Source organism: Gilliamella sp. W8136, from assembly GCF_016101285.1.
GTDB lineage: Bacteria > Pseudomonadota > Gammaproteobacteria > Enterobacterales > Orbaceae > Gilliamella > Gilliamella apicola_N.
In genome coordinates this window covers 133,570-155,921 of sequence record NZ_JACFQU010000005.1, presented here as the reverse complement: position 1 = coordinate 155,921, position 22,352 = coordinate 133,570, and the positions used below count along the sequence as shown (strand labels likewise).

Genomic DNA, 22,352 nt, shown 5'->3' with positions numbered 1-22,352 from the left:
TTATGGCAACTCTAAATTAGGCACTGTGGCATCTTCCGGAATAGTTACATGCAGTTGGATGATACGTCTTTTATCGGCTATAGTTACTTTAAATTGATAACCGTCAATGATTATACTTTCACCACGTAAAGGTAAGCGGCCAAAATGTTGCATTACCAAACCACCAATCGTATCCATTTCGTCATCACTAAAATGTGTCGCAAAAATTTCGTTAAAATCTTCTACAGGAGTGAGCGCACGTACGGTGTAAACCAAAGGAGATAAGCGACGAACATCCCGATCTTCAACTTCATCATATTCATCTTCAATATCACCTACAATGAGCTCTAAAATATCTTCAATTGTAACAAGACCTGATACTCCACCAAATTCATCAATCGCTATTGCCATATGGTAACGTTGCATACGAAACTCTTTTAACATATGATCAACACGTTTACTTTCTGGCACAATAACCGTTGGTCGTAGTATTTTTTTTAAATCGAAACCGTCAATACCTTGGCGGATAAATATGAGTAAATCTTTCGCCAGTAACACACCTTCAATGTGATCTCTATCTTCACTAATGACAGGATAACGAGAGTGACCATGTTCAGAAATAATATCTAAGCATTGATCGAGTGAATAATTGTCTTTGATAGTAACAATTTGTGAGCGGGGGATCATAATATCGCGAATGCGTTGTTCGGCTATATCCATGACACCTTCAATCATATCAAGTGTGTCTGGATCGATAAGTTCGTTTTCTTCAGCTTCGCGTATAACTTCAATCAGTTCTTCTTTATCTTTGGGTTCTGAATGAAATAACTGACTTAACCATAAGGCAAACCCTTTTTTGGATCTCCGGGGATTATCATCGCTCATTTGCTTTTTCCTTTACTAATTTATTGTATTTAATTATTTTTACTTCAGTTTAGTTATCATCAATGATGATAACTAAACACAGTTATTCGTCAATCGGTTGATATGGATTATTAAATCCTAGTTGTTGCATTATATCAATTTCGATATTTTCCATTTCTTCGGCTTCTTCGTCAAGAATATGATCATATCCTAATAGATGCAAACAACCATGCACGATCATATGTGCCCAATGTGAAGTTAACGATTTATGTTGTTCTTTCGCTTCAGCTTCCACCACTTGTTTGCAAATAATCAAATCACCCAACAGTGGTACCTCAATTTCAATCGGTGATTCAAATGGAAAAGAGAGTACATTGGTGGGTTTATCTTTGTGGCGGTATGTATTATTTAACTGCTGGCTTTCTTGTTCATCCACAATTCGGATAGTGATTTCAGCATTATCCATAAATTGAGGCAAAATCACGTTTAACCATTGCATAATTTGTTCTTCAGTTGGCAAATTTTGGTTATCGTCTGTAGCTATTTGCAAATCTAAAATAATTGCACTCATTTTACTGTGTTTACCTAATTTATTTATTCACGATGATAAGGATGGTTAGTGGTTAAGCTCCATGCTCGATAAAGGCTTTCTGCGACAATGACACGCACTAAAGGATGTGGAAGCGTAAGAGGCGAGAGCGACCAGCTCTGCTCTGCCGCAGCTTTACAAGCAGGAGATAAGCCTTCAGGCCCCCCAATGAGCAAGCTCACATCACGGCCATCGGTTTTCCAACGTTCTAACTGTTGTGCTAAATTATGCGTAGTGTAAGGTTTACCTGGAATATCTAATGTGATAATGCAGTTGCCTTTACCGCAATTTGCTAACATTTGTTCGCCTTCTTTATCTAAAATTCGGGCAATATCTGCATTTTTAGTTCGTTTTCCAGCTGGAATTTCGATAAGTTCTAGTGGCATATCTTTAGGGAAGCGCGAACGATAATCTTCAAAAGCGGTGGTAACCCAACTTGGCATTTTGTTGCCAACAGCGATAAGCTGTATCTTCACGCCACTAACTCCAAAGTTTTTCGAGTTCGTAAAGTTGACGGGTTTCTTCTTGCATAATATGTACAATGACTGAATCCATATCAACCACTACCCAATCAGCATCATTTTTGCCCTCGCTACCTAAAACAAGAAGCCCATGTTTTTTCGCTTCATCAAGTAAATGCCCAGCAATGGATGAGACATGACGGTTTGAAGTGCCCGTACAGACAATCATATAATCGGTAATGCTTGATTTACCACGCACATCTAAGGTAACAATATCTTTGCCTTTTAGATCATCAATCTTATCGATAATAAAATCTTGTAACGACTGTTGCAAAATAATCTCTCTATCATAAAAAATTAAAGCATCAGTATATCATATTTTTAAAAAATAACGGTGAAGATAACATTGACCTTGTATATTTTGTCAAGAAGTTTCAGATTCACTATATGTTTTAGTAAAAATTATTTCATTAATTCAACTATTAAGAGCAATAACTCTATCAAATAATGGATTATCCGTTAAACGATGGGTAACCATAATTAACGTTTTATTTTTACAAGTTTGTTTGATCAATTGAATAATTTGTTGCTCGGTCTGCTGATCAAGGCTTTCTGTTGGTTCATCCATCAAAATGAGTGGAGAGTTGTGCAGTAAAGCTCTGGCAATACCAATACGACGAATTTCTCCACCCGATAAAGCGCGACCACCTTGACCGATAGGCAAATTCAAACCTTGATCTGTATTTAACAATTTTTCAAGTTCAACTTGTTTTAAGACTTCGATAAGTTGTTGCTCAGTAGCTTGTGCATTGCCTATCAACAAGTTTTGCTTTAAGGTATCACTAAAAATTGCAATAACTTGTGGCACCATCGCAATCGCCTGTCGTAAGGTTTTTTCGTCCAATTGATTCAATGGTGTGCCATTAAAATAGATATTGCCTAAGGTGGGTTCCCAAGCGCGATTAACGAGATTTAATAATGTTGATTTACCGCACCCAGTTTTTCCAATTAATCCAATATGTTCCCTTTGATTAACCGTTAACGAAAAATCTGTTAATACCGCGAAAGGTTGATTGGGATAACTAAAATTGATGTTTTCAAATTGTAGCGTTGCTGAACTTAAATCAACTTTTTTGCTTTCACTTTCCGAGACAAATTTAATATCAGGTGTTTGATTAAAAATTGCTGTTGTGCGCGTAGCGGAGGTTAATACTTGCCCTAAAAAGATAAACGCACCAGGGATTGGTGCTAGAATTTCGGCACTGGCAAGACTCACAAATACAAATAAGGCAACTAAAGGCGAAAGGGTATATTGCGTAATTAACCAAAGAACCAATAGAGTTAAAAAGCCAGCGATCAATAATACTAATGCACTTGAAAGTGCCATTAAAGTTGATTGCTGCTGTTGATTACGAAGCCAATTTGTTTCCAGTTCATCCAGTTTGTGACGATAACGAGATTGAGCATTGAAAAGGGTAAGTTCAGCTTGCCCTTGTAAATAATTGATCAGTAATAAGCGATATTCACTTTGTTGCTTTGCTAAGTTCTTGCCCAGTTCTTTTCCAGCTTGGTAAAAAATAACGGGTACGACTAATAAAGTAAAGGTCAGAATAATAGTGATAACAAGCGCTACCGGTAGATTGATATTACTTAGCACAATAAAGATTATACCAATCGTGAGCAAGGCGGTCACAATAGGCGAAAACAGTTTGAGATAAAGATGATCCAGCGCGTCAATATCAACAATAAAGCGGTTAAGTAAATCGGCTCTTTGATATTGAGCTAACTGATTGGCACTCAGTGGTAAAATCTTACGAAAAGCTAATGTCCTTAAATAGGCCAAGATCTTAAATGTCGTATTATGATCCACCAAGCGTTCCATATAGCGTGCTGCTGTGCGAGTAATTGCTGCCCCACGCACTCCCGCTGCCGGTAACATATAGTTAAAAGTATATAAGCCAGCAACCCCAACAACTGCCGTTGAAGCTAGAAACCAACCCGATAAAGAGAGTAAAAATACACTAGTAAAAAGCGTCAAAAGCGCTAAAGATAGACCACACAAAATCTGCCAAAAATAGTGTTTATACAGTGCGATATAAGGACGTAATATGGCTAACATAAATCCTCCTTGCTATCACAATGTAACTGACCATCTGCTAACTGCCAAACTTGGTTATAAATGTGCATATCATCGGTTTGATGGGTAATGGTAATTGTATTTGGTGCGATATGTTGCTGATCTATGTTTTGCATGGTTTGTCTATCTAAGCTTGCCGTAGGCTCATCAAGAATGAGTAATTGACATGGTTTTAACATTGCTCGAGCGATGGCCACACGTTGTGCTTGCCCGACTGACAAACGCACTGCGTCTTCACCTACTTGGGTATCTAATCCTTGAGGTAATTTATCAATAACAGATACTAACTGGGAATTGGCAATTACAGTTTCAATCTCATCATCAGAAGCATTCGGTTTTCCTAATAAAATATTTTCACGCACTGAGCCATTAATAAGATAAGGACTCTGTCCGATCCAACTGATTTGTTGTTGCCAATGGCTAATATCTAATTGATTAAATTCGATCCCATTAATCTTTAACGAACCCTGATAAGGTAAAAAGCCAAGCAAAACTTGCATTAACGAAGTTTTACCTTCACCACTTTTACCGACTAAAGCTAATTTAAAAGGTGTTTGTAAAGTGAATGATAATGGTCCAACAATGGGTTGCTGTTCGCTAGACAGTACAATCAAATTACTTGCTTCAATAGTATGTAATGGTTGATTGATTTGAATTGGGTTGGCATCATGATGAGCTTGATTTAACAAGATATCTTTACTTAAAAAAGCCTCAATATTGTCCGCTGCTGCAATGGCTTCAGCTTTGGCATGGTAGTAAGTTCCTAAATCGCGTAATGGTTGAAAATATTCGGGTGCTAAAATTAACGTAAAAAAACCCGCAAATAAGGTCACAGTACCATTATATGAACCGAAATTAAATTCACCTAAATACGAAAAACCAAAATACACCGCTACAATGGCGATAGAAATTGACGTAAAAAATTCCAACACAGCTGAGGATAAAAAAGCCATTTTTAATACTTGCATGGTTTTAACGCGAAAGTCTTCGGATGCTTGAGCAATTTCGTTGGCTTGTTTTTCTCCTTGATTAAATAGACGGATAGTATTAAGTCCTTTTAAGCGATCTAAAAAGTGACCACTTAAATATGCCAGAGCTTTAAAATGACGACGGTTAATATCTGCCGCGCCCATACCAACTAAAATCATAAAGATTGGAATCAGTGGAGCAGTACATAACAAGATAGCGGCTGCTGCCCAGTTAAACGGTAAAATAGCAATGCAAATTAAAATTGGGACGATACTGACTAAACGCATTTGTGGCAGATAACGAGCAAAAAAGTCATGCAGATTTTCTACTTGCTCTATAAGTAACGTACTCCAAGCGCCCGTAGTACTTTGATTTAAATAAGCAGGGCCATAAGCTTCAAGTTGATTAATTAAGTCATTGCGAATTTGTTTTCGTACCTTTTTCCCTAGTGCAAAGTTGATCTTTTCGCGCACATACATTAACAGCGCTCTACCTAATAAAATAATAATAAGTGAGCCAAAGTAAGGTAGGATATCGACAAAATGTTGTTGCTCAATAATCAGTTTTTGTAAAATAACAGCGAGTAGAGCCGCTTGCATAATAACCAATAAAGTCAATGCAAAACCAGTTAAAGCAGAAGCACGCAAATCTGCTTTATGCATTTTTGCATGCTGTTTCAACCAGCCAAATAGATAAGTTTGACGTTTTTTATCTAGTGACATGATGATATTTTAGTTTATTTCAAATTATCCAAATAAAGTTCAGCATCGAGTGCAGCCATACATCCAGTTGCAGCTGAAGTGATCGCTTGGCGATAAATATGATCCATCACATCACCTGCGGCAAAAATACCTTCGACACTGGTTTGTGTCGCATTACCATGTGTACCAGATTTAACTTTGATGTAGCCACCATTTAATTCAAGTTGACCTTCGAAAATAGTGGTATTGGGTTTATGACCAATGGCAATAAATACGCCCATAACAGATAGTTCCTCAGTAAGATTAGGATCTTGGGTGCTACGCAGTCTAACCCCTGTAACGCCCATATTATCACCTAATATTTCATCAACAATTTGATGAGTATGTAAGATTACCTTACCTTCTTGTATCTTTTCAGCTAAACGATCCATTAAGATTTTTTCTGCTCTAAAGCTATCGCGACGATGTATTAAATGTACTTCACTGGCAATATTGGCTAAATAAAGCGTTTCTTCAACGGCAGTATTTCCGCCTCCTACTACTGCTACTTTTTGATTGCGATAGAAAAAACCGTCGCAGGTGGCACATGCTGATACACCTTTACTTTTAAACGCTTCTTCAGAGGGTAAACCAAGATATTGAGCAGAGGCACCGGTCGCAATAATTAATGCATCGCAACTGTACTCTGTTTCACTGCCATAGAGTTTATAAGGTTTGCTACTAAAATCGACTTGATCGATATGATCTAAAATAATTTCAGTATTAAATCTTTCGGCATGCTCTTTCATTTTAACCATTAAATCAGGCCCAGTTAATTCAGGTGCTCCAGCTGGCCAGTTTTCAATTTCGGTCGTGGTTGTGAGTTGACCACCTTGTTGTATCCCAGTAATTAAAACAGGTGAAAGATTTGCTCGAGCGGCATAAACGGCTGCGGTATAGCCAGCAGGGCCAGAACCAAGTATTAGTAAACGTGCATGTTTAGTTTTCATCTTTAAATCCTTATTTATATTCTGGCTGTTAACACAGAACTCGCTCAATTAATAATTGTTAAGTCTAACATTATCAATCTTTATAGTGCAAAAAAATTGATTATTATAGTGATAGGTAATGACGATAAGATATTTTTTCAACAGTTGGCAAAAGTTATCTTTTTTTATTGTTCACTTTATTTTTAAAGACAATTAATAAATGAATTTAAATTATCGATTTATTTATAAAAAAGAAAGGAAGATAAATGGTTCATAAAAAATTTAGAAGTTGTATAAAAAATAAATGATAAAATATAAAGTTATAATAACAAAAAGTGGAACAATTTACTAAATAACTATCTTATTCTAAACATTTATTGAGGTAAGATTAAACTAAAAACGGTCTTGGAGCGTTATTGGTTAAGTAACCATTAATCTCATTGTTGCTTTACGCCTTTGAGGCATAAAGCAATAGACAGTTTATATTTATTCAGATAGATATGTGGTGATATCCTTGAGTGGCCAGCGTATTTTAGGTTTTGGTTCATTGATGCGATAGCCAAATGCTAAACAGAGTGCTACACCGAAATTTTCACCACTAAATGATGGTATGTGATTTTCTAAAATTTTAATAACACCATCATGTTGAAATCCACCAATCGCACAGGAATCAATATTATGATAAGCGGCAGCTGTGAGCATATTGGCACAAGCTAGATAAGCCTGCATTTCAAATGAATGATTCATAGTTAGGCCGCTGGCTAAACCATTTTCATAAAAGTTGAGCCTTGATTGACACATAACATCAATACTGTTTTGATCATCTGGGTTAGGTAAAGTACGAGCAACCGCCTTACGGAAATACTCACTTTGTATCGAAAAACTGTTTGATTTACGATAAAGTACGATCACATAATGTGAGCAACTGGTCACTTGCTCTTGCTTGAAACAAACCTCAGATAATTCGTTTTTAATTTTAGGGCTATCAACCACCACAAAATGCCAAGGCTCCAATCCATATGCTGAAGGGGATAAGCGACCTGCATCTAAAATATATTCAATTTCAGCAGGATCAATCTTTTTGGTCTTGTCAAATTTTTTACATGCATGTCGAAAATATAAGGCTTGTGTTAATTTATCCATGTTTTCTCCTATTCTTTTGTATTCCATGGGGCAACTTTTAATAATAGTAACATACCAGGTATGGCAAGAATCGTACATAAACCAAAGAAAGTTGTCCATCCTAAATAATTAACCATAATGCCTGTAGTGGCATTAATTAATGTTCTTGGGATAGAAGCAATACTTGTAAATAATGCAAATTGTGTTGCTGTATAAAGGGGATTAGTTGTTTTTGCTATAAAAGCTACAAAGGCCGCTGATCCTAGCCCAACGCCTAACGCTTCAAAGCTAATCACTAAAGCTAATAAAATTTTAGCGTGGTAGGTAATTTCAGTAAATGGACCTTCAACAGACAACCATGCAAACCCTAAAATAGAAATAACTTGTACAAAACCAAATAGCCAAAGTGCACGATTAATCCCAATTTTGATCATCAATATGCCGCCCATTAATGCACCAAATACACTTGGCCATAATGATGCATTTTTAGCAATCCAGCCAATATCCAAACGGCTAAAACCCATCTGTAAATAAAAAGGAGTTGCTAGTGAGGTTGCCATACTGTCACCCAATTTATAAAGGAAGATAAAAGCCAAAATCGTGAGTGCACTTTTTATACCTTGACGATTAATAAATTCACTAAATGGCTTAATGATGATATCTTCAATACTATGGTTTTTTGGCGCTTGATTGATAGGCTCTTTAACTTTCAATGTTATAATAATTGCTGGTAACATAAATAGCCCAGTAATAATAAAAACACTGTTCCAAGGTAGATAATTGGATAAAATTAATGATAGCGAACCTGGTACTAAACCAGCAACACGATAAGCATTGGTATGAATACTGTTGCCAAGTCCCTGTTCGTTATCTAAAAGTAATTCTCGCCTAAATGCATCAAGGGCAATATCTTGTGTGGCTGAAAATAGAGCAATAATAAAACAGATAGCAGCGATTACCCAAATGTTTAATGTAGGCGAGAAAAAACCTAAAATTGTGATAAAGAATACTAATACAATTTGCGAAGCAAGCATCCATCCTCGTCTTCTACCTATATTGAAAAGCGAAATATTGTCCATAAATGGCGCCCAGACAAATTTCAAAATATAGGGAAATTGTGTTAACGAAAACGCGCCAATTGTTTTGATATTGATACCTTCGCTCTCTAGCCAAGCAGGTAATAATTGCAACAATAAATAAAAAGGTAAACCAGATGCAAATCCAGTAAAAATACAGATTAGCATTTTTTCGGTAAAAATTGTTTTTATAAGTGAATTTTGCTCATTAGTCATTCTTTAACTTTATTGATTAGTTTTTTCGCAAAGTGTTATCATAGCATACAACTATAAAAAATAATTCTGCAAGCCAAGATAAAACGGATTATCTCAAGCCTGATTCTAAAGTAGGAAAACTGTGACAATGGATGTTTTGAAATAAAAACTTCACTTATTTGGAGCATGCAAGAAATGCTTCAAAACGCTGTTATTAATCAAGCATCAAAGAAAACGACCGATTAATAGATCAACTAATCACCATTCAAAGGGGTGTGATAATATGAAAAATCCAACAAAAATTGCTGTATTCAGTAGTAAACATTATGACAAAGAGCATCTTGAAATCGCCAATAAAAAATTTGGTTTCGATATCGAATATTATGAACACAAATTAAGCCAAAAAACGGTGGTTACTGCGCAAGGTTATGATGCAGTTTGTGTATTTGTGAATGATGAAGTTGATAAAAAAGTTTTACACAAATTGGCTGAATATGGCATAAAAATTCTAGCATTACGTTGTGCTGGATTCGATAATGTTGATCTTGCTGAGGCAAAAAAATTAGGTATTACCGTTGTGCGTGTACCCGCTTATTCACCTGAAGCGGTTGCTGAACATGCAGTTGCGTTAATGATGACTCTTAATCGCCGTACCCATAAGGCTTATCAACGCACACGCGATGCTAATTTTTCTTTAGATGGATTAACAGGCTTTAATATGCACAACCGCACTGCAGGCGTGATTGGCACAGGTAAAATTGGACAAGCAGCGATTCGCATCTTAAAAGGTTTTGGCATGCATATTTTGGCTTATGACCCGTATCCAAATGACATTGTTGTCGAACTTGGCGCACAATATGTCGAATTAGACGAACTTTATGCCAAATCGGATATCATCACATTACATTGTCCAATGACACCTGAAAATTATCACTTACTGAATAAAGAATCTTTCCAAAAAATGAAAGATGGCGTCATGATTATTAATACTAGCCGAGGAGCATTACTGGATGCTACAGCCGCAATTGATGCATTAAAACAGACCAAAATCGGCGCTCTCGGTATGGATGTATATGAAAACGAACGCGATCTATTTTTTGAAGATAAATCAAACGATGTAATATTAGATGACGTATTTCGTCGCTTATCATCATGTCATAACGTTATCTTTACTGGACATCAGGCATTTTTAACTCAAGAAGCACTGTTAAATATTTCTGATACGACTTTAACGAATATTAAACAGGTTGCTGAAGGTAAAGATTGTCCAAATATTGTTGAAAAATAATAAATACTTTTTGACGTTAACGATTTTTTAATAACATAAAATATAGGTTTTATATGCAGCGAATCATCATTCTAATTAATATAATATTGTTGCTTACAGCTTGTGGTAGTGAGAAATCTTCAATATCGCCTATGCAAGAACATCGCGGACATCCTAATGTCGAAGGGGGTGTCTATTTAGAAGAAGAACACAATCCTCCAAAAAACAACAGTGAACCGTTGGCTGTTGATCAAGAAAATTTTATTACCAGAATGGTCAATAAACATGGATTTAATCGTGAGCAATTACGCGAAGTGCTTTCGCAAACCAACAAACTTGACTGGGTAATTAATTTAATGGATAAGCAAGCGCCAACATCAGGTTCTTCTACAGTATCTAAACCTAATGGTGCATGGATCCGTTATAAAAACAAATTTATCACGCCAAGTAATTTACCTCGTGGGGTAGAATTTTGGAATAATTATAAAAAAGAGTTACAACAAGCGTATGACCAATATGGTGTACCACCTGAAATTATTGTGGGCATTATTGGTGTAGAAACGGGTTGGGGGCGAGTGATGGGTAAAACCAAAATCATTGATGCACTCTCAACTCTTGCTTTCTATTATCCAAGACGAGCACAATATTTTACAGATGAGTTAGAGCACTTTTTAGTTATGTGCCGTGATGAAAGCGTTGACCCATTTGATCTGAGTGGATCATTCGCTGGGGCGATGGGATATGGTCAATTTATGCCATCAGCGTTCAGAAATCATGCTGTCGATTTTAACAATGATGGACACATCGATCTGTGGGATCCGGTTGATGCAATCGGCAGTGTGGCTAACTACTTTAAAGCACATGGTTGGCAAAGTGGTAAAAAAGTCGCGGTTATCGCCGATGGGCAAGCGCTATCACTTGATACGGGTTTTAGTACAAAATACACCGTTGAAACGTTAGCTAAAGCAGGACTAAAACCAAAAAGTTCATTAGATGGCCATAATAAGGTCAGTTTATTGCGGTTGGATATGGGCGATAGCTATCAATATTGGTATGGCTTACCAAACTTTTATGTCATCACTCGATACAATCATAGTACGCATTATGCTATGGCCGTATGGCAATTAGGCTTAGCGGTGAAAGAGGCGCGATAATGCCAAGCATATTTCGTAACTGAAACAAAAGGTCGCATCAGCGGCCTTTTTAATTGTTTAAAATTGAAATGGTATAGACTCCTGAATAATTTTTACAACACTATCTGTTATACCAATATCATTTCTAAGAACTCTCTAAACTTCTCTGTGATCACATGTTATAACTACTGATCCTATTATGGCGGTATGCAAAAAACTTAGTGGTGAAAGAGGCGCGATAATACCTAGCATATTTAATAACTAAATCAATAATTTGCATTAGCGACCTTTTTAATTATTTAAAATTGAAATGGTATAGACTCCTGAATAATTTTTACAAAGCTGTCTGTTATATCAATATCATTAGTTAGAACTCTCTAAACTTCTTTTTCATCACAAATGATTATCGAAAGCACTTAATTAAAATTTCAGAAGATTAGATTTTTATCTACAATGGGAAATTTTCCGATCAAGAACGAAAATTTTTGAAATTATAATATTATCTTAGGGTTATATATGGTTTATTATATAATCAAATATAAAAATAAAAAAATGATACTTATAATAGATTTTTTAATAATAAGGAATAATATGGATAACTTAAAGATTCAAGAGTTTGGAGAAATTGATTTTTCTGACCCTTTTTTTGATACACTCAAGAATGATTATTCGCATGGTTTTATAAATTGGTGGCTTAAAAAAGTTCAATTACAAGATAAAGCCTTTGTTCTTTACAATGATAATTTTTCAACCATAGATGGTTTTATGTATTTAAAATTAGAGAATAATATTGATGATATAAATCCCCCATTAATGGATGGTTGTTACTTAAAAGTTGGTACTTTTAAATTCAATCCTGCAGGTACGTTACGAGGTGAACGTTTTATAAAAAAAATATTTGATGTCGCAATTGTAAATAATGTGATGGGTATATATGTAACAATTTTTGATAAACATGATTATTTAATTAATTTATTCAAAAGATATGGTTTTCACTCTGCTGGAGTAAAAAAAAGTGATAATGGTTCTGAAAATGTATTACTAAAAAAACGACAATTTACAGGTAATTTGGAAAAAGATTATCCTTATATTAATACGAATAATAATAAATATTTATTAGCTATATATCCCAAATTTCACACCCAACTTTTCCCTGATTCAATTTTAATAACAGAATCAAGTTCAATAATTCATGATGTATCCCATACTAACAGTATTCATAAAGTTTATATTTCTAAAATACAAACGCTTGGTAATTTAAAAAAAGGAGATATTGTTGTAATTTATAGAACAGCGGATGAAGGCAAAAAAGCATATTTTTCCTCTGTTGCCACATCAATTTGTGTTATTGAAGAAGTAAGACAAATGTCTACTTTTTCTAATAAAAAAGAATATGTTGAATATTGCACTAAATATAGTGTATTTACTTCGGAAGAATTAAATAAGCTGTATGATGAAAATCATTACAAAACTTCTTTTCCTTGTTATGTAATAAAGTTTACATATAATATTGCTTTATCACATCGGCCAAATAGAAAAGCTCTTATTAACGAAGTAGGCTTAGATAGTGAAATAAGGTGGGGATGTTTAAAACTTACTGATAAACAATTTGATAAAATTTTGAAATTAGGTGAGGTCAATGAAAGTTTTATTATCAATTAAACCAGAATTTGTTGAAAAAATATTATCTGGTGAAAAGAAATATGAGTTTAGAAAAAAACTTTTCAAAAGACAATCCGTTAAGACTATTGTAATTTACGCAACGATGCCTATTGGAAAAGTAGTTGGTGAATTTGATATAGATCACGTAATTTCCGATGAGCCAAATTTAGTATGGGAAAAAACCAAAAAATATGCAGGTGTTAGTAAAAGCTTTTATGATGAGTATTTTGAAGAAAAATCCTTGGCCTTTGCTATCGCAGTTGGCAAAGTAACTTTGTATGATGAACCTAAATCTTTGAACTATTTTGGAAAAAACATTGTTGCTCCTCAGTCGTACCGATATTTGTAATTTTTGTTATACTAATTAAAATTTCAAGAGATAGAATACACAATGATTTATAATTTAAAGTGTTATTTTAGAATTGTTTTTGATAGTTTTAATTTTCTAATTTTTTGAATTATATGATTATGAAAATAAAAAATTAGGAAACAATAAGCTTTACTGCAAGCATTAATAAAAAAATACCGAAATAGGTAATCAGTTTATTTACTGGTAATTTTTGCGAGATTTGCACGCCGACTTTTGCCATAGGTATACTGGTGAGCATAATTGAAAATACCGCAGGTAAATAGATAAAACCTAAGCTATATTCAGGAAGTTCTTGGATATTCCAACCCGCAATAATGTAACCAATAGTGCCACCAAAAGCGACGGGTAAGGTGAATGCAGCTGATGTTCCAATTGCTTTACGCATATCGACTCCGCATTTTTTCAAAAACGGTACAACCAGTACACCGCCACCCACACCGACCAGCGCAGCAAAAACACCAATTAATGTACCAACAGCAATAAAAATACTGTTACCCAACGAAGTTACTTCAGATATTTGATTTTGTATCACTTTATTGGTTTTAAAAATAAATTTACTACCAACATAAATTAGAAAAACGATAAATAGCCATTTTAACCATATACCTGGAATATAAGGGGTCATGTAAGAACCGGCAATTGTACCGATAATGCAACCTATTACCATCTTTTTTAGAATTGACCATTCAATGTTTTTGTTTTTATTTTGGGTCCAACTTGATGATAAACTAGTGCCAATAATTGTCGCTAAGGATGAAGCTATAGCAATATGGTGAGTCCAATGGTTACCCAGATTGAAATAATTGAGCGTAAAAATTAGAGCCGGTACAATCAATGCTCCCCCACCAACGCCGAACATACCTGCAAGCAAACCCGCCGCAGCCCCGATAATGAGGAAGATAACAAACTCAAAAATCATATTTTTAATCCTTAAGATGGGCTAACGTCATTAGCCTGTCTATTTGTTTCAAAAATAAAAATCATAGCTAGCCAATTGATTGTAAATATGTTTCATTCTTGTTGCAAATAATTTGGTTATTCTATCCGAGTTGTTTAATATATAACGAGAAATCGATTAGCAAAGTAATCAGCTAAAAGATGACATAGTGCTTAAAAAATCTTATGTTATTTAGCCTAATTGATAAAAGTTTTAAGATAAATTTAAATTGAAAGGAGTGAAAAATGAAAGATCGTTTAAAGTGGATTGATGATTTTGGTTTTTTAGGTGAAACCGCAAGTGGTCATTCGTTAGTGATGGATGGCGGAATTGAGCATGGTGGGCGTAATCGTGGTGCTCGTCCTATGGAACTTTTACTGCACGGCGCTGCTGGTTGTATGGCGTATGATATTATCGCTATATTAAAAAATAAAAAAAAGGATGTGCGTGATCTTTGGATTGAAATTGATAAAACTCAGGCAGAATCTTCACCAAAAGTTTATACCACAATTAATTTTCATATCGTAATTACAGGTATGAATGTGGATAACGAAGCGGTTGAAAATGCGATAAAACTTGCTTCTGAAAAATATTGCAGTGCCTCTATCATGTTAGGTAAGACAGCGAAAATGTCCTACACCTATGAAATACGTGTACATGAGTAAATATCTTCTTATAACAAAAAATTATAATCTAATAACTAGCTAATATTAGTGAGTTTTGCAGTAATCATTTAACATTTTATTTAATTGATAGATTGTTACAAAGGAATGATTATGCAACAGTTAAGTAAAAATATGCGATTTCGAGATATGGTTATTTTGGGATTGCTTTTTATTGGCCCTGCCGCACCAGTGGGTTTGTTTGGTGTTTTAGATGCGATAAGCGATGGTGCTATTGCTTTAGTTTATATTGTTGCGACTTTAGTGATGGCATTTACTGCTTATTCGTATGCCAGAATGACGAATGCTTTACCTCATGCGGGGGCCGTTTATGCTTATTGTTCTTTAGGCATTCATCCCAATGCGGGTTTTTTAGTCGGTTGGCTGTTACTTCTTGATTACATGTTTATTCCAGCCGTTGCTTACTTATTTAGTGGTATTTCACTCAACGCTTTGATACCTGATGTGCCAGTATGGCTATGGACTTGTTTGGCGGTAGTGTTAACAACTACTCTAAATTTAATTGGAGCAAAAAAATCTGCCAAAATAACTTTAATCATTTTATTGTTTGAAATCCTAGTACTGTTTGCTGTGTTATTGGTGGGTATTTGGATCATAGTGACTACGGATCTTAACCGAAATTGGTTACAACCCTTTATTGGCGGAGCTGCATTTACTTGGAGTAATCTGTTTAGTGCCGTATCGATTGCTGTTTTATCTTATTTGGGATTTGATGCTATTGCCACTTTCTCGGAAGAAAACAGCGGTCAGCGCAACTTAGTTAGCAAGGCTATTATTAGTTGTTTAGTTCTAGCTGGTTGTCTATTTGTAATGCAGATTTACGTTGCAGCCTTACTTTCACCTTATGATTCTGAATATTTGCGTAATCATCCTGAACTACAAGGCAAAGCTTACTATCATATTGTCAATCAAGAGATTAATTTATGGTTGGGATGGGCATTAAGTTTAATGAAAGCGATCGGAGCGTCATTTGCTGCAATGGTAGGGCAGGCTGCTGCAAGTCGTCTTTTATTCAGTATGGGACGTGATAAGCGCTTACCACCTTTTTTTGCCAAAGTAAGTCAGAAAAGCGGTGTTCCAACAATGGCAATCTTATTTGCAGCTCTATTTAATTTATGCTTAGTGATTATTGCCGCTAATAATGCTAAGGGATTACCGACGTTAGTATCATTTGTTGATATTGGAGCCTTAACCGCATTTATTATGTTACATATTTCAGTTATTGGTTACTTTAAATTCAAGAAAGCTTCAAAAGGAGCACTTTCATGGTGTCTTGATGTGTTTATACCTATTGTGGGTATTTTAGTGCTATTACCCGTGCTATTACACATTGATAATTACGCAAAAATTGTAGGTATTGTGTGGTTAGCAATCGGTTTGATAATTCTTTATTTTAATAGAGATAAAGCTCAATTAAATTGGTTAGATAAAGTTAAATATTAATTATCTGATTGAAATAATTTGAACTATTTGATTAATGGTATTAATTATATAACAATGCTTGTCCATTTTAACTCAATGTTATAACAAAATGATTTCAGAAATATTACGAGGGGCTTTAATTTCAGCCAGTTTAATTATTGCCATTGGTGCACAAAATCTATTTGTATTAAAACAAGGATTATTACGAAATCATATATTTTATGTTTCGGGGATCTGTTTTATCTGTGATTTTGTATTGATGTCAATTGGTATTCTTGGGGTTGGGACATTTATCAGTACTAATCCCTTAATTACGAATGTATTAGCAATATTAGGTGCACTTTTTTTAATTTGGTATGGTTTTAAGGCGTTTAAAAGCGCAATTAAAGGTACCAGTAGTATGCAAGTTCAATCTCAAAACTCAAATGACAGCAATTTAGTCAAAGTGATTTTGGCAACATTAGCCATTACTTTACTTAATCCACACGTATATTTAGATACTGTCGTTATTGTTGGCGGTATTGCTGGAACGTTAAGCAGTGAACAAAAAATTGCTTTTCTGATTGGGGCTGTATGTGTTTCATTCATCTGGTTTTTCAGTATTGGTTATGGTGCAAGATTACTTACTCCTTTATTTAAACAAAAAAGAATGTGGGTGATTTTAGATTGTTTAGTTGGTCTGGTAATGTTTTATATTGCTTATCGTTTAATTATGTACGTATATTGTGGTAATTAGGCTAAAATTATCTATTCTAAGCGCAATTTCAGTTAGCTAAAGCATATTGCGCCTTATTTTTGTTCTGATCTATTTAAACTCTTTTCACTTTCCTTTCTTTGTCAGATCACTTTTTTCCATAAATATTAAAGAGATATATAAAATTGATGTTTTGTTGAAGTAATAACATAAAAAATGTGATTATTATCACAATTGTTTCATTTAGTTTTAATTGTTGATTTCTTATTTCTATGATTAATGCTAATTTATTGAGCATAATTTTGGATTGTTACTGTAAAACTTAACAAGTATGCAGGCAAAACCTAAGCACTTTGGTTAGCAAAGTGCTTAGGTTTTTGTTGTTTTAAGCGCACAAAAATTAGCTTAAATATAATAAGTTATTCAAGGAGTATAATATGAAATGTAAATCCATAAAGCTAGCATTGTTGATTAGCGCTGCACTTGTATCCAACACATTATGGGCAATTGAGCAGGTTAAAATTGAAAGCCAAGAATTAAAAATCATTACCGTTGATAATCTTAAATTTAAAGATATGAATAAAGATGGCAAACTAACACCTTATGAAGATTGGCGTTTGACACCGGCTCAGCGCGCAAAAGATCTACTTGCTAGAATGACGCTTGAAGAAAAAGCAGGCATGATGATGCATGGCAATGCTCGAAGTTTAAATGATGAACTTGGTCATGGTGATAAATATAATTTAGAAGAGATCAAGGATCTGGTATTAAATGATAAAGTAAATAGTTTAATCACTCGTTTAGAAGTCAGCCCAGAAGATTTTGCACAACAAAATAATCAGTTGCAAAAAATTGCTGAACTATCACGCCTCTCTATTCCTTTAACTATCAGTGTCGATCCTCGAAATACATTCTATTATGGTAATGAAGTGACCAGTAAAAGTGGTTTTAGCCAATGGCCAGGTACATTAGGAATGGCTGCAATTGGCAGTGAAAAAGATATTAATGAATATGGCGATATTATTCGACAAGAATATCGATCTTTGGGAGTAACTCAAGCATTATCACCGATGGCCGATTTAGGTACTGAACCGCGTTGGGCTCGTTTTGAGGGTACCTTTGGCGAAAACCCTGAATTAAGTAAAAAGATGGTGCGCGGTTATATATCAGGCATGCAAAATGGTAAAAATGGATTAAATTCACAAAGTGTTTCTGCCGTTGTTAAACATTGGGTGGGGTATGGTGCTGCCGAAGAAGGGCTAGATAGCCATAGTTTTTATGGCAAATATGCTTTATTTACACAAAATGATAGTTTGAAACAGCATATTATTCCATTTACTGGTGCTTTTGAGGTGAATGTGGCCGCTATAATGCCGACATATTCCATATTGAAAAATGCTCAAATAAATAATCATGAAATCGATCCTGTTGGTGCAGGTTTTAATAATTATTTATTGAAAGATTTATTACGTGATACCTATAAATTTAAAGGTGTCATCATGAGTGATTGGAATATTACTAAAGATTGTAATGAAGTATGTATTAATGGATCACCTCAAGGTGTTGCACCTAAAGCAGAAGGAATGCCTTGGGGGGTTGAGGATCTAACAGTAGAAGAGCGTTTTATTAAAGCTATCCTAGCGGGTGTTCAACAATTTGGGGGCGTAAGCGACAGTTCAACTATTGTCTCGGCAGTTAAAAATAAAAAACTAGATGAGAAACTAATAGACAGTGCAGTATTGGCAATTTTGACGCAAAAATTTGCTTTAGGCCAATTTGAAACACCTTATAATGATCCAACTGAAGCAAGCAAATTTGTGGGTAATCAACAATTCCAACAAATTGCAAATAAGGCACAATTTAACTCAATGGTATTGCTTGAAAATGAACAACAAACTTTACCACTAGATACTAATAAAAAAGTTTATTTACATGGTTTTATGGCGGAGGCAAAAAATCAATTAAAAAATAAAGTGACTATTGTTGATGATATTGATGATGCTGATGTGGTGGTTGCACGTATTGATGCACCTTTTGAGCAAAACCATAAAAATTACTTTTTTGGTTTAAGACATCATGAAGGTTCACTTGCGTTTCCTGAAAAAGATAAAAATATTAAATTTATCGCCAAGGCAAGTAAAAAATGTCCTGTTATTGTAACAGTTTACTTAGATCGACCAGCCGTTCTTACACCGATAAAACAATATGCTAGCGCTATTGTGGCTAATTTTGGTGTAAATGATGAAGTGTTGTTTGAACGTTTGTTTGCGGATAAACCGTATAGCGCTAAAATGCCGTTTGCTTTACCTGATTCAATGGAAAGTGTACTTCAACAAGCTACTGATTTACCAAATGACATGAAATCTTTATATCCATTAGGTTATGGATTAACACATTAATTTATCTTGTTAAATATTATTGCTATCTTAATGATGGCAATAATATTACTATCGTCACCAGTTAGTATATCTTTTATTATTCTATTTTATAATCAACCAAACTATGAATTAAGGGCTTTTCAAATACGATTTTTGCTGTAATTAATATTCAATGGTAACGTATTCTTCAATCGTTTTTTTGCTGAAAGAGTTACAGGTTACACCTAGGTTTTAGTAAAAAAATAAATTTATTAAATCTCTATTTTACTTTCTTGTGATATATGATCTGACTTTAATATCAAAATTATTAGGCGTACCTATAATAATAGAAAATAGCGTTATAATTATTTTATGTTAATCACAACCACAATCATAATTACTTTTTTGTTTTTTAGCTGCTTGTTGCTTAGCAACAATCGCTGATACTTTTTTCGATACAATGGCCAATTGTTCTTTGGAATCAGAGTAGTTTTGTTCAGCTGCTTTAGCAAACCATTGTTTTGATTTAAAATAGTCTTGTTTTACTCCTGTACCTTTATAATAAAGATTAGCTAAAGTATATTGGGCTATCACATTACCTTTTTTTGCCGCTTTGGTATCCCACTTAATTCCTTGTGAATAATTTTGTTTAGTCCCTTGACCATTATAATAAAGTAAAGCAAGCTGATGTTGTGCTTCAATATGACCTTGATTGGCTGCTTTTTCGAACCACTCTTTAGCTTTAGTATAATCTGGTTGAGATTCATCGGGTTGTTCAAATTGTTTTTCAATACCCTTAAAATAACGCTTTTTAGTATGCGTACCATTGGCATACATAATACCTAAATGAAATTGAGCTTCAGCATTGTTTTGTTCAGTCGCTTTCTGATATTCTTGGTTAAAATCAAATAATATTTGCTGATTAGCACTGACAAAAATGCTGAAACATAAACCTAATATAATTTTAGCAAAGAACTTGATCATACTTCATCCTACAGTAAATCATTCGTTGGCATGCTTTGGATTACCTGTTTTGTGTATATCGCCATATATTAGGTTAAAATATCATAAATAATATAAATATAATGGAAATCTCATTTAATTACACTTAAACATCTTGCCATTAAAAATTGAAAGATTTTTTTATTAATTTGTTGTTATTGAATATCTTTGGAGAGTTCACACCCTTTTTGTAATCCATTTTTGCAAGCCATGTCAAAATATCTTTTGGCTTCATTCATATCTTTTGATACTACTGTTCCATTATAATACAATACGCCCATTAATACTTGTGCTTCAGGATTATTGGCTTTTAGCGCTGGTTTAAGTAGTTCTAATCCTTTAGGGTAGTTTTTTCTATTTGACAGATATATGGTTGCTAACGCTAATTGAGATTTTAGATGACCTTGATTAGCAGCTTTTTCAAACCAGAATTTCGCTTTATCTAAATCTTGTGGAACCACTTTACCTTCATAATATATAAAACCTAAATTATTTTGCGCTCTCACAAAGTTAGCCTGAGCGGCTTGTTCATAATACATTATTGCTTTTTTATAATCAGGTTTTACTCCTTCTCCTTTATTATACATAAGACCTAGATTATATTGAGATGTTGTATATCCTTGCTTGGCTGACGCTTCAAACCATTTTTTAGCTTGACTATAATCTTGGGTATAACCATTTTGTCCAAAATAGTAATTGGCACCTAAAGCAAATTGCGCTGCAGCATCCTGTAATACAGCTGCTTTTTTATATAACACATCTTTATCGTTATAAGTTTCAACCTCATTATAATCAGAATCAGAACTACAACCCGTCAACAAATTGATCATAATAAACGTCGATAATAATAACTTTTTCATAATATTTCCAAAATCATATCCTTTTGATATTGATATATTTTACATGATAACAAATTTAAGGTGTTAGTTGATTTATTGAGGATGGAGAAGTCAGGGTTATAAATGATTAATAGGGTATTTGCTATTTTAGCAACGTTTATCAAATGTTGGTGCTTTCAACACTTAATTTTATTAAATAGAATTGATTTTAAGGGTTACATTTTGTAGAAAACTCAAGGTGTTAAATTTGATAATTTGAACAATCGTTTACATGCTCCTTTTGAGCTAATATTCTATGTTAATTAAAAATAGTCGCATATTAATTTATTGAATGTTGGTGTTTTTACTGTTTGATTTATTATCGTTCGTATTGATTTTCTAAAAGAGAAATAATTGGTAGATTTTAAGCTTGATTATTCGGCACATTATGTACCTTATCATTTCACAGCGCAGACATTTAATATTGTTCAGATTCATTACGAGCGGATTAGTTGAACGCTAGTATTCTTATAACTCAATATATTTAATTATTGTCTTTGATTGGTAAAACAGAGAATTAAAAAAGGTGGTGGGTCGTGAGCGATTCGAACGCTCGACAAACGGATTAAAAGTCCGCTGCTCTACCGACTGAGCTAACAACCCATATAGAAAACTGCTAAAAGTGGTGGGTGATACCGGGTTCGAACCAGTGACCCCCTCCTTGTAAGGGAGGTGCTCTCCCAACTGAGCTAATCACCCCAAATGTTTTATTTCTAAAACGTCACGGTAAAGATTGGTGGGTGATACCGGGTTCGAACCAGTGACCCCCTCCTTGTAAGGGAGGTGCTCTCCCAACTGAGCTAATCACCCTTACCGTGTGGATGTGCATTATAAGGCACGTCTTATTTCAGTCAACCTTTTTTTTTAATTTTCTGCAAAATTAGCT

General features: G+C 34.3%; 20 protein-coding genes and 3 tRNA genes. 8 read left to right on the top strand and 15 right to left on the bottom strand.

Going from position 1 to position 22,352, the window contains the following annotated elements; translation table 11 throughout:
* The 9 genes from corC to H3T96_RS04565 all read right to left on the bottom strand — a co-directional run bounded on the left by corC (position 1) and on the right by H3T96_RS04565 (position 9,082).
* On the bottom strand, positions 1 to 864 hold the full coding sequence (corC, locus tag H3T96_RS04605) for a CNNM family magnesium/cobalt transport protein CorC (RefSeq protein ID WP_039128840.1): 864 nt from the start codon (positions 862 to 864) through the stop codon (positions 1 to 3).
* 82 nt (positions 865 to 946) lie between these two features.
* A complete protein-coding gene (ybeY, locus tag H3T96_RS04600) occupies positions 947 to 1,414 on the bottom strand; it encodes an rRNA maturation RNase YbeY (RefSeq protein ID WP_039128837.1) in 468 nt (155 codons plus the stop codon).
* A 23-nt stretch (positions 1,415 to 1,437) separates the two neighbouring features.
* Positions 1,438 to 1,908, bottom strand: coding sequence for a 23S rRNA (pseudouridine(1915)-N(3))-methyltransferase RlmH (rlmH, locus tag H3T96_RS04595; RefSeq protein WP_025314901.1), 471 nt, complete (start codon positions 1,906 to 1,908; stop codon positions 1,438 to 1,440).
* A gap of 4 nt (positions 1,909 to 1,912) precedes the next feature.
* The gene (rsfS, locus tag H3T96_RS04590; RefSeq protein ID WP_086326647.1) at positions 1,913 to 2,230 is read right to left on the bottom strand and encodes a ribosome silencing factor; all 318 of its coding nucleotides are present in this window, start codon (positions 2,228 to 2,230) and stop codon (positions 1,913 to 1,915) included.
* 138 nt (positions 2,231 to 2,368) lie between these two features.
* Positions 2,369 to 4,012: a cysteine/glutathione ABC transporter ATP-binding protein/permease CydC gene (gene cydC / locus H3T96_RS04585; protein WP_144091610.1), complete on the bottom strand. Its 1,644-nt coding sequence runs from the start codon at positions 4,010 to 4,012 to the stop codon at positions 2,369 to 2,371.
* A complete protein-coding gene (gene cydD / locus H3T96_RS04580; protein WP_198248600.1) occupies positions 4,006 to 5,721 on the bottom strand; it encodes a cysteine/glutathione ABC transporter permease/ATP-binding protein CydD in 1,716 nt (571 codons plus the stop codon). Before cydD ends, cydC begins: the two co-directional genes overlap by 7 nt.
* Before the next feature lie 14 nt (positions 5,722 to 5,735).
* Positions 5,736 to 6,689 carry a thioredoxin-disulfide reductase gene (gene trxB, locus H3T96_RS04575; protein WP_144091612.1) on the bottom strand — a complete coding sequence of 318 codons (954 nt, stop codon included), beginning with the start codon at positions 6,687 to 6,689 and terminating at the stop codon, positions 5,736 to 5,738.
* Positions 6,690 to 7,154: 465 nt separating this feature from the next.
* Entirely contained in the window at positions 7,155 to 7,811 is a 657-nt protein-coding gene (locus H3T96_RS04570) for an NAD(P)H-dependent oxidoreductase (protein ID WP_186279222.1), read from the bottom strand.
* Between the two features lie 8 nt (positions 7,812 to 7,819).
* Positions 7,820 to 9,082, bottom strand: coding sequence for an AmpG family muropeptide MFS transporter (locus H3T96_RS04565; protein ID WP_144091614.1), 1,263 nt, complete (start codon positions 9,080 to 9,082; stop codon positions 7,820 to 7,822).
* Between the two features lie 262 nt (positions 9,083 to 9,344).
* Here H3T96_RS04565 and H3T96_RS04560 point away from each other — a divergent pair, with 262 nt between their 5' ends.
* The 4 genes from H3T96_RS04560 (at position 9,345) to H3T96_RS04545 (ending at position 13,472) form a co-directional block, all read left to right on the top strand.
* Positions 9,345 to 10,349: a 2-hydroxyacid dehydrogenase gene (locus H3T96_RS04560; protein WP_144091615.1), complete on the top strand. Its 1,005-nt coding sequence runs from the start codon at positions 9,345 to 9,347 to the stop codon at positions 10,347 to 10,349.
* A 53-nt stretch (positions 10,350 to 10,402) separates the two neighbouring features.
* Entirely contained in the window at positions 10,403 to 11,482 is a 1,080-nt protein-coding gene (gene mltB, locus H3T96_RS04555; RefSeq protein ID WP_144091616.1) for a lytic murein transglycosylase B, read from the top strand.
* Positions 11,483 to 12,052: 570 nt separating this feature from the next.
* The gene (locus H3T96_RS04550) at positions 12,053 to 13,123 is read left to right on the top strand and encodes an N-acetyltransferase (RefSeq protein ID WP_144091617.1); all 1,071 of its coding nucleotides are present in this window, start codon (positions 12,053 to 12,055) and stop codon (positions 13,121 to 13,123) included.
* Positions 13,101 to 13,472 (top strand): ASCH domain-containing protein, encoded by a 372-nt coding sequence (locus H3T96_RS04545; RefSeq protein WP_086351388.1) that lies wholly within the window; start codon positions 13,101 to 13,103, stop codon positions 13,470 to 13,472. The genes H3T96_RS04550 and H3T96_RS04545 overlap by 23 nt, the downstream gene beginning before the upstream one ends.
* A gap of 133 nt (positions 13,473 to 13,605) precedes the next feature.
* On the opposite strand, the gene H3T96_RS04540 is transcribed toward H3T96_RS04545, so the two are convergent.
* Positions 13,606 to 14,412, bottom strand: a complete 807-nt coding sequence (locus H3T96_RS04540; protein WP_144091618.1) for a sulfite exporter TauE/SafE family protein — start codon at positions 14,410 to 14,412, stop codon at positions 13,606 to 13,608.
* A gap of 263 nt (positions 14,413 to 14,675) precedes the next feature.
* Between H3T96_RS04540 and H3T96_RS04535 the strand changes: the two genes are divergently transcribed.
* The 4 genes from H3T96_RS04535 to H3T96_RS04520 all read left to right on the top strand — a co-directional run bounded on the left by H3T96_RS04535 (position 14,676) and on the right by H3T96_RS04520 (position 19,628).
* Positions 14,676 to 15,095 (top strand): OsmC family protein, encoded by a 420-nt coding sequence (locus tag H3T96_RS04535; RefSeq protein ID WP_086327352.1) that lies wholly within the window; start codon positions 14,676 to 14,678, stop codon positions 15,093 to 15,095.
* A gap of 111 nt (positions 15,096 to 15,206) precedes the next feature.
* On the top strand, positions 15,207 to 16,556 hold the full coding sequence (locus tag H3T96_RS04530) for an APC family permease (protein WP_198248599.1): 1,350 nt from the start codon (positions 15,207 to 15,209) through the stop codon (positions 16,554 to 16,556).
* An 88-nt stretch (positions 16,557 to 16,644) separates the two neighbouring features.
* A complete protein-coding gene (locus H3T96_RS04525; protein ID WP_186279223.1) occupies positions 16,645 to 17,271 on the top strand; it encodes a LysE/ArgO family amino acid transporter in 627 nt (208 codons plus the stop codon).
* A gap of 395 nt (positions 17,272 to 17,666) precedes the next feature.
* A complete protein-coding gene (locus H3T96_RS04520) occupies positions 17,667 to 19,628 on the top strand; it encodes a glycoside hydrolase family 3 protein (RefSeq protein WP_086327541.1) in 1,962 nt (653 codons plus the stop codon).
* Positions 19,629 to 19,961: 333 nt separating this feature from the next.
* On the opposite strand, the gene H3T96_RS04515 is transcribed toward H3T96_RS04520, so the two are convergent.
* The 5 genes from H3T96_RS04515 to H3T96_RS04495 form a co-directional block, all read right to left on the bottom strand.
* Complete coding sequence (locus H3T96_RS04515; RefSeq protein WP_144091620.1) at positions 19,962 to 20,570, bottom strand: tetratricopeptide repeat protein; 609 nt, start codon at positions 20,568 to 20,570, stop codon at positions 19,962 to 19,964.
* A gap of 173 nt (positions 20,571 to 20,743) precedes the next feature.
* Positions 20,744 to 21,448 (bottom strand): tetratricopeptide repeat protein, encoded by a 705-nt coding sequence (locus tag H3T96_RS04510; RefSeq protein WP_144091621.1) that lies wholly within the window; start codon positions 21,446 to 21,448, stop codon positions 20,744 to 20,746.
* A 545-nt stretch (positions 21,449 to 21,993) separates the two neighbouring features.
* Positions 21,994 to 22,069, bottom strand: a tRNA-Lys gene (locus H3T96_RS04505).
* Between the two features lie 20 nt (positions 22,070 to 22,089).
* A tRNA-Val gene (locus H3T96_RS04500) sits at positions 22,090 to 22,165 on the bottom strand.
* 35 nt (positions 22,166 to 22,200) lie between these two features.
* Positions 22,201 to 22,276 (bottom strand) — tRNA-Val (locus H3T96_RS04495).
* Between the last annotated feature and the right edge of the window lie 76 nt (positions 22,277 to 22,352).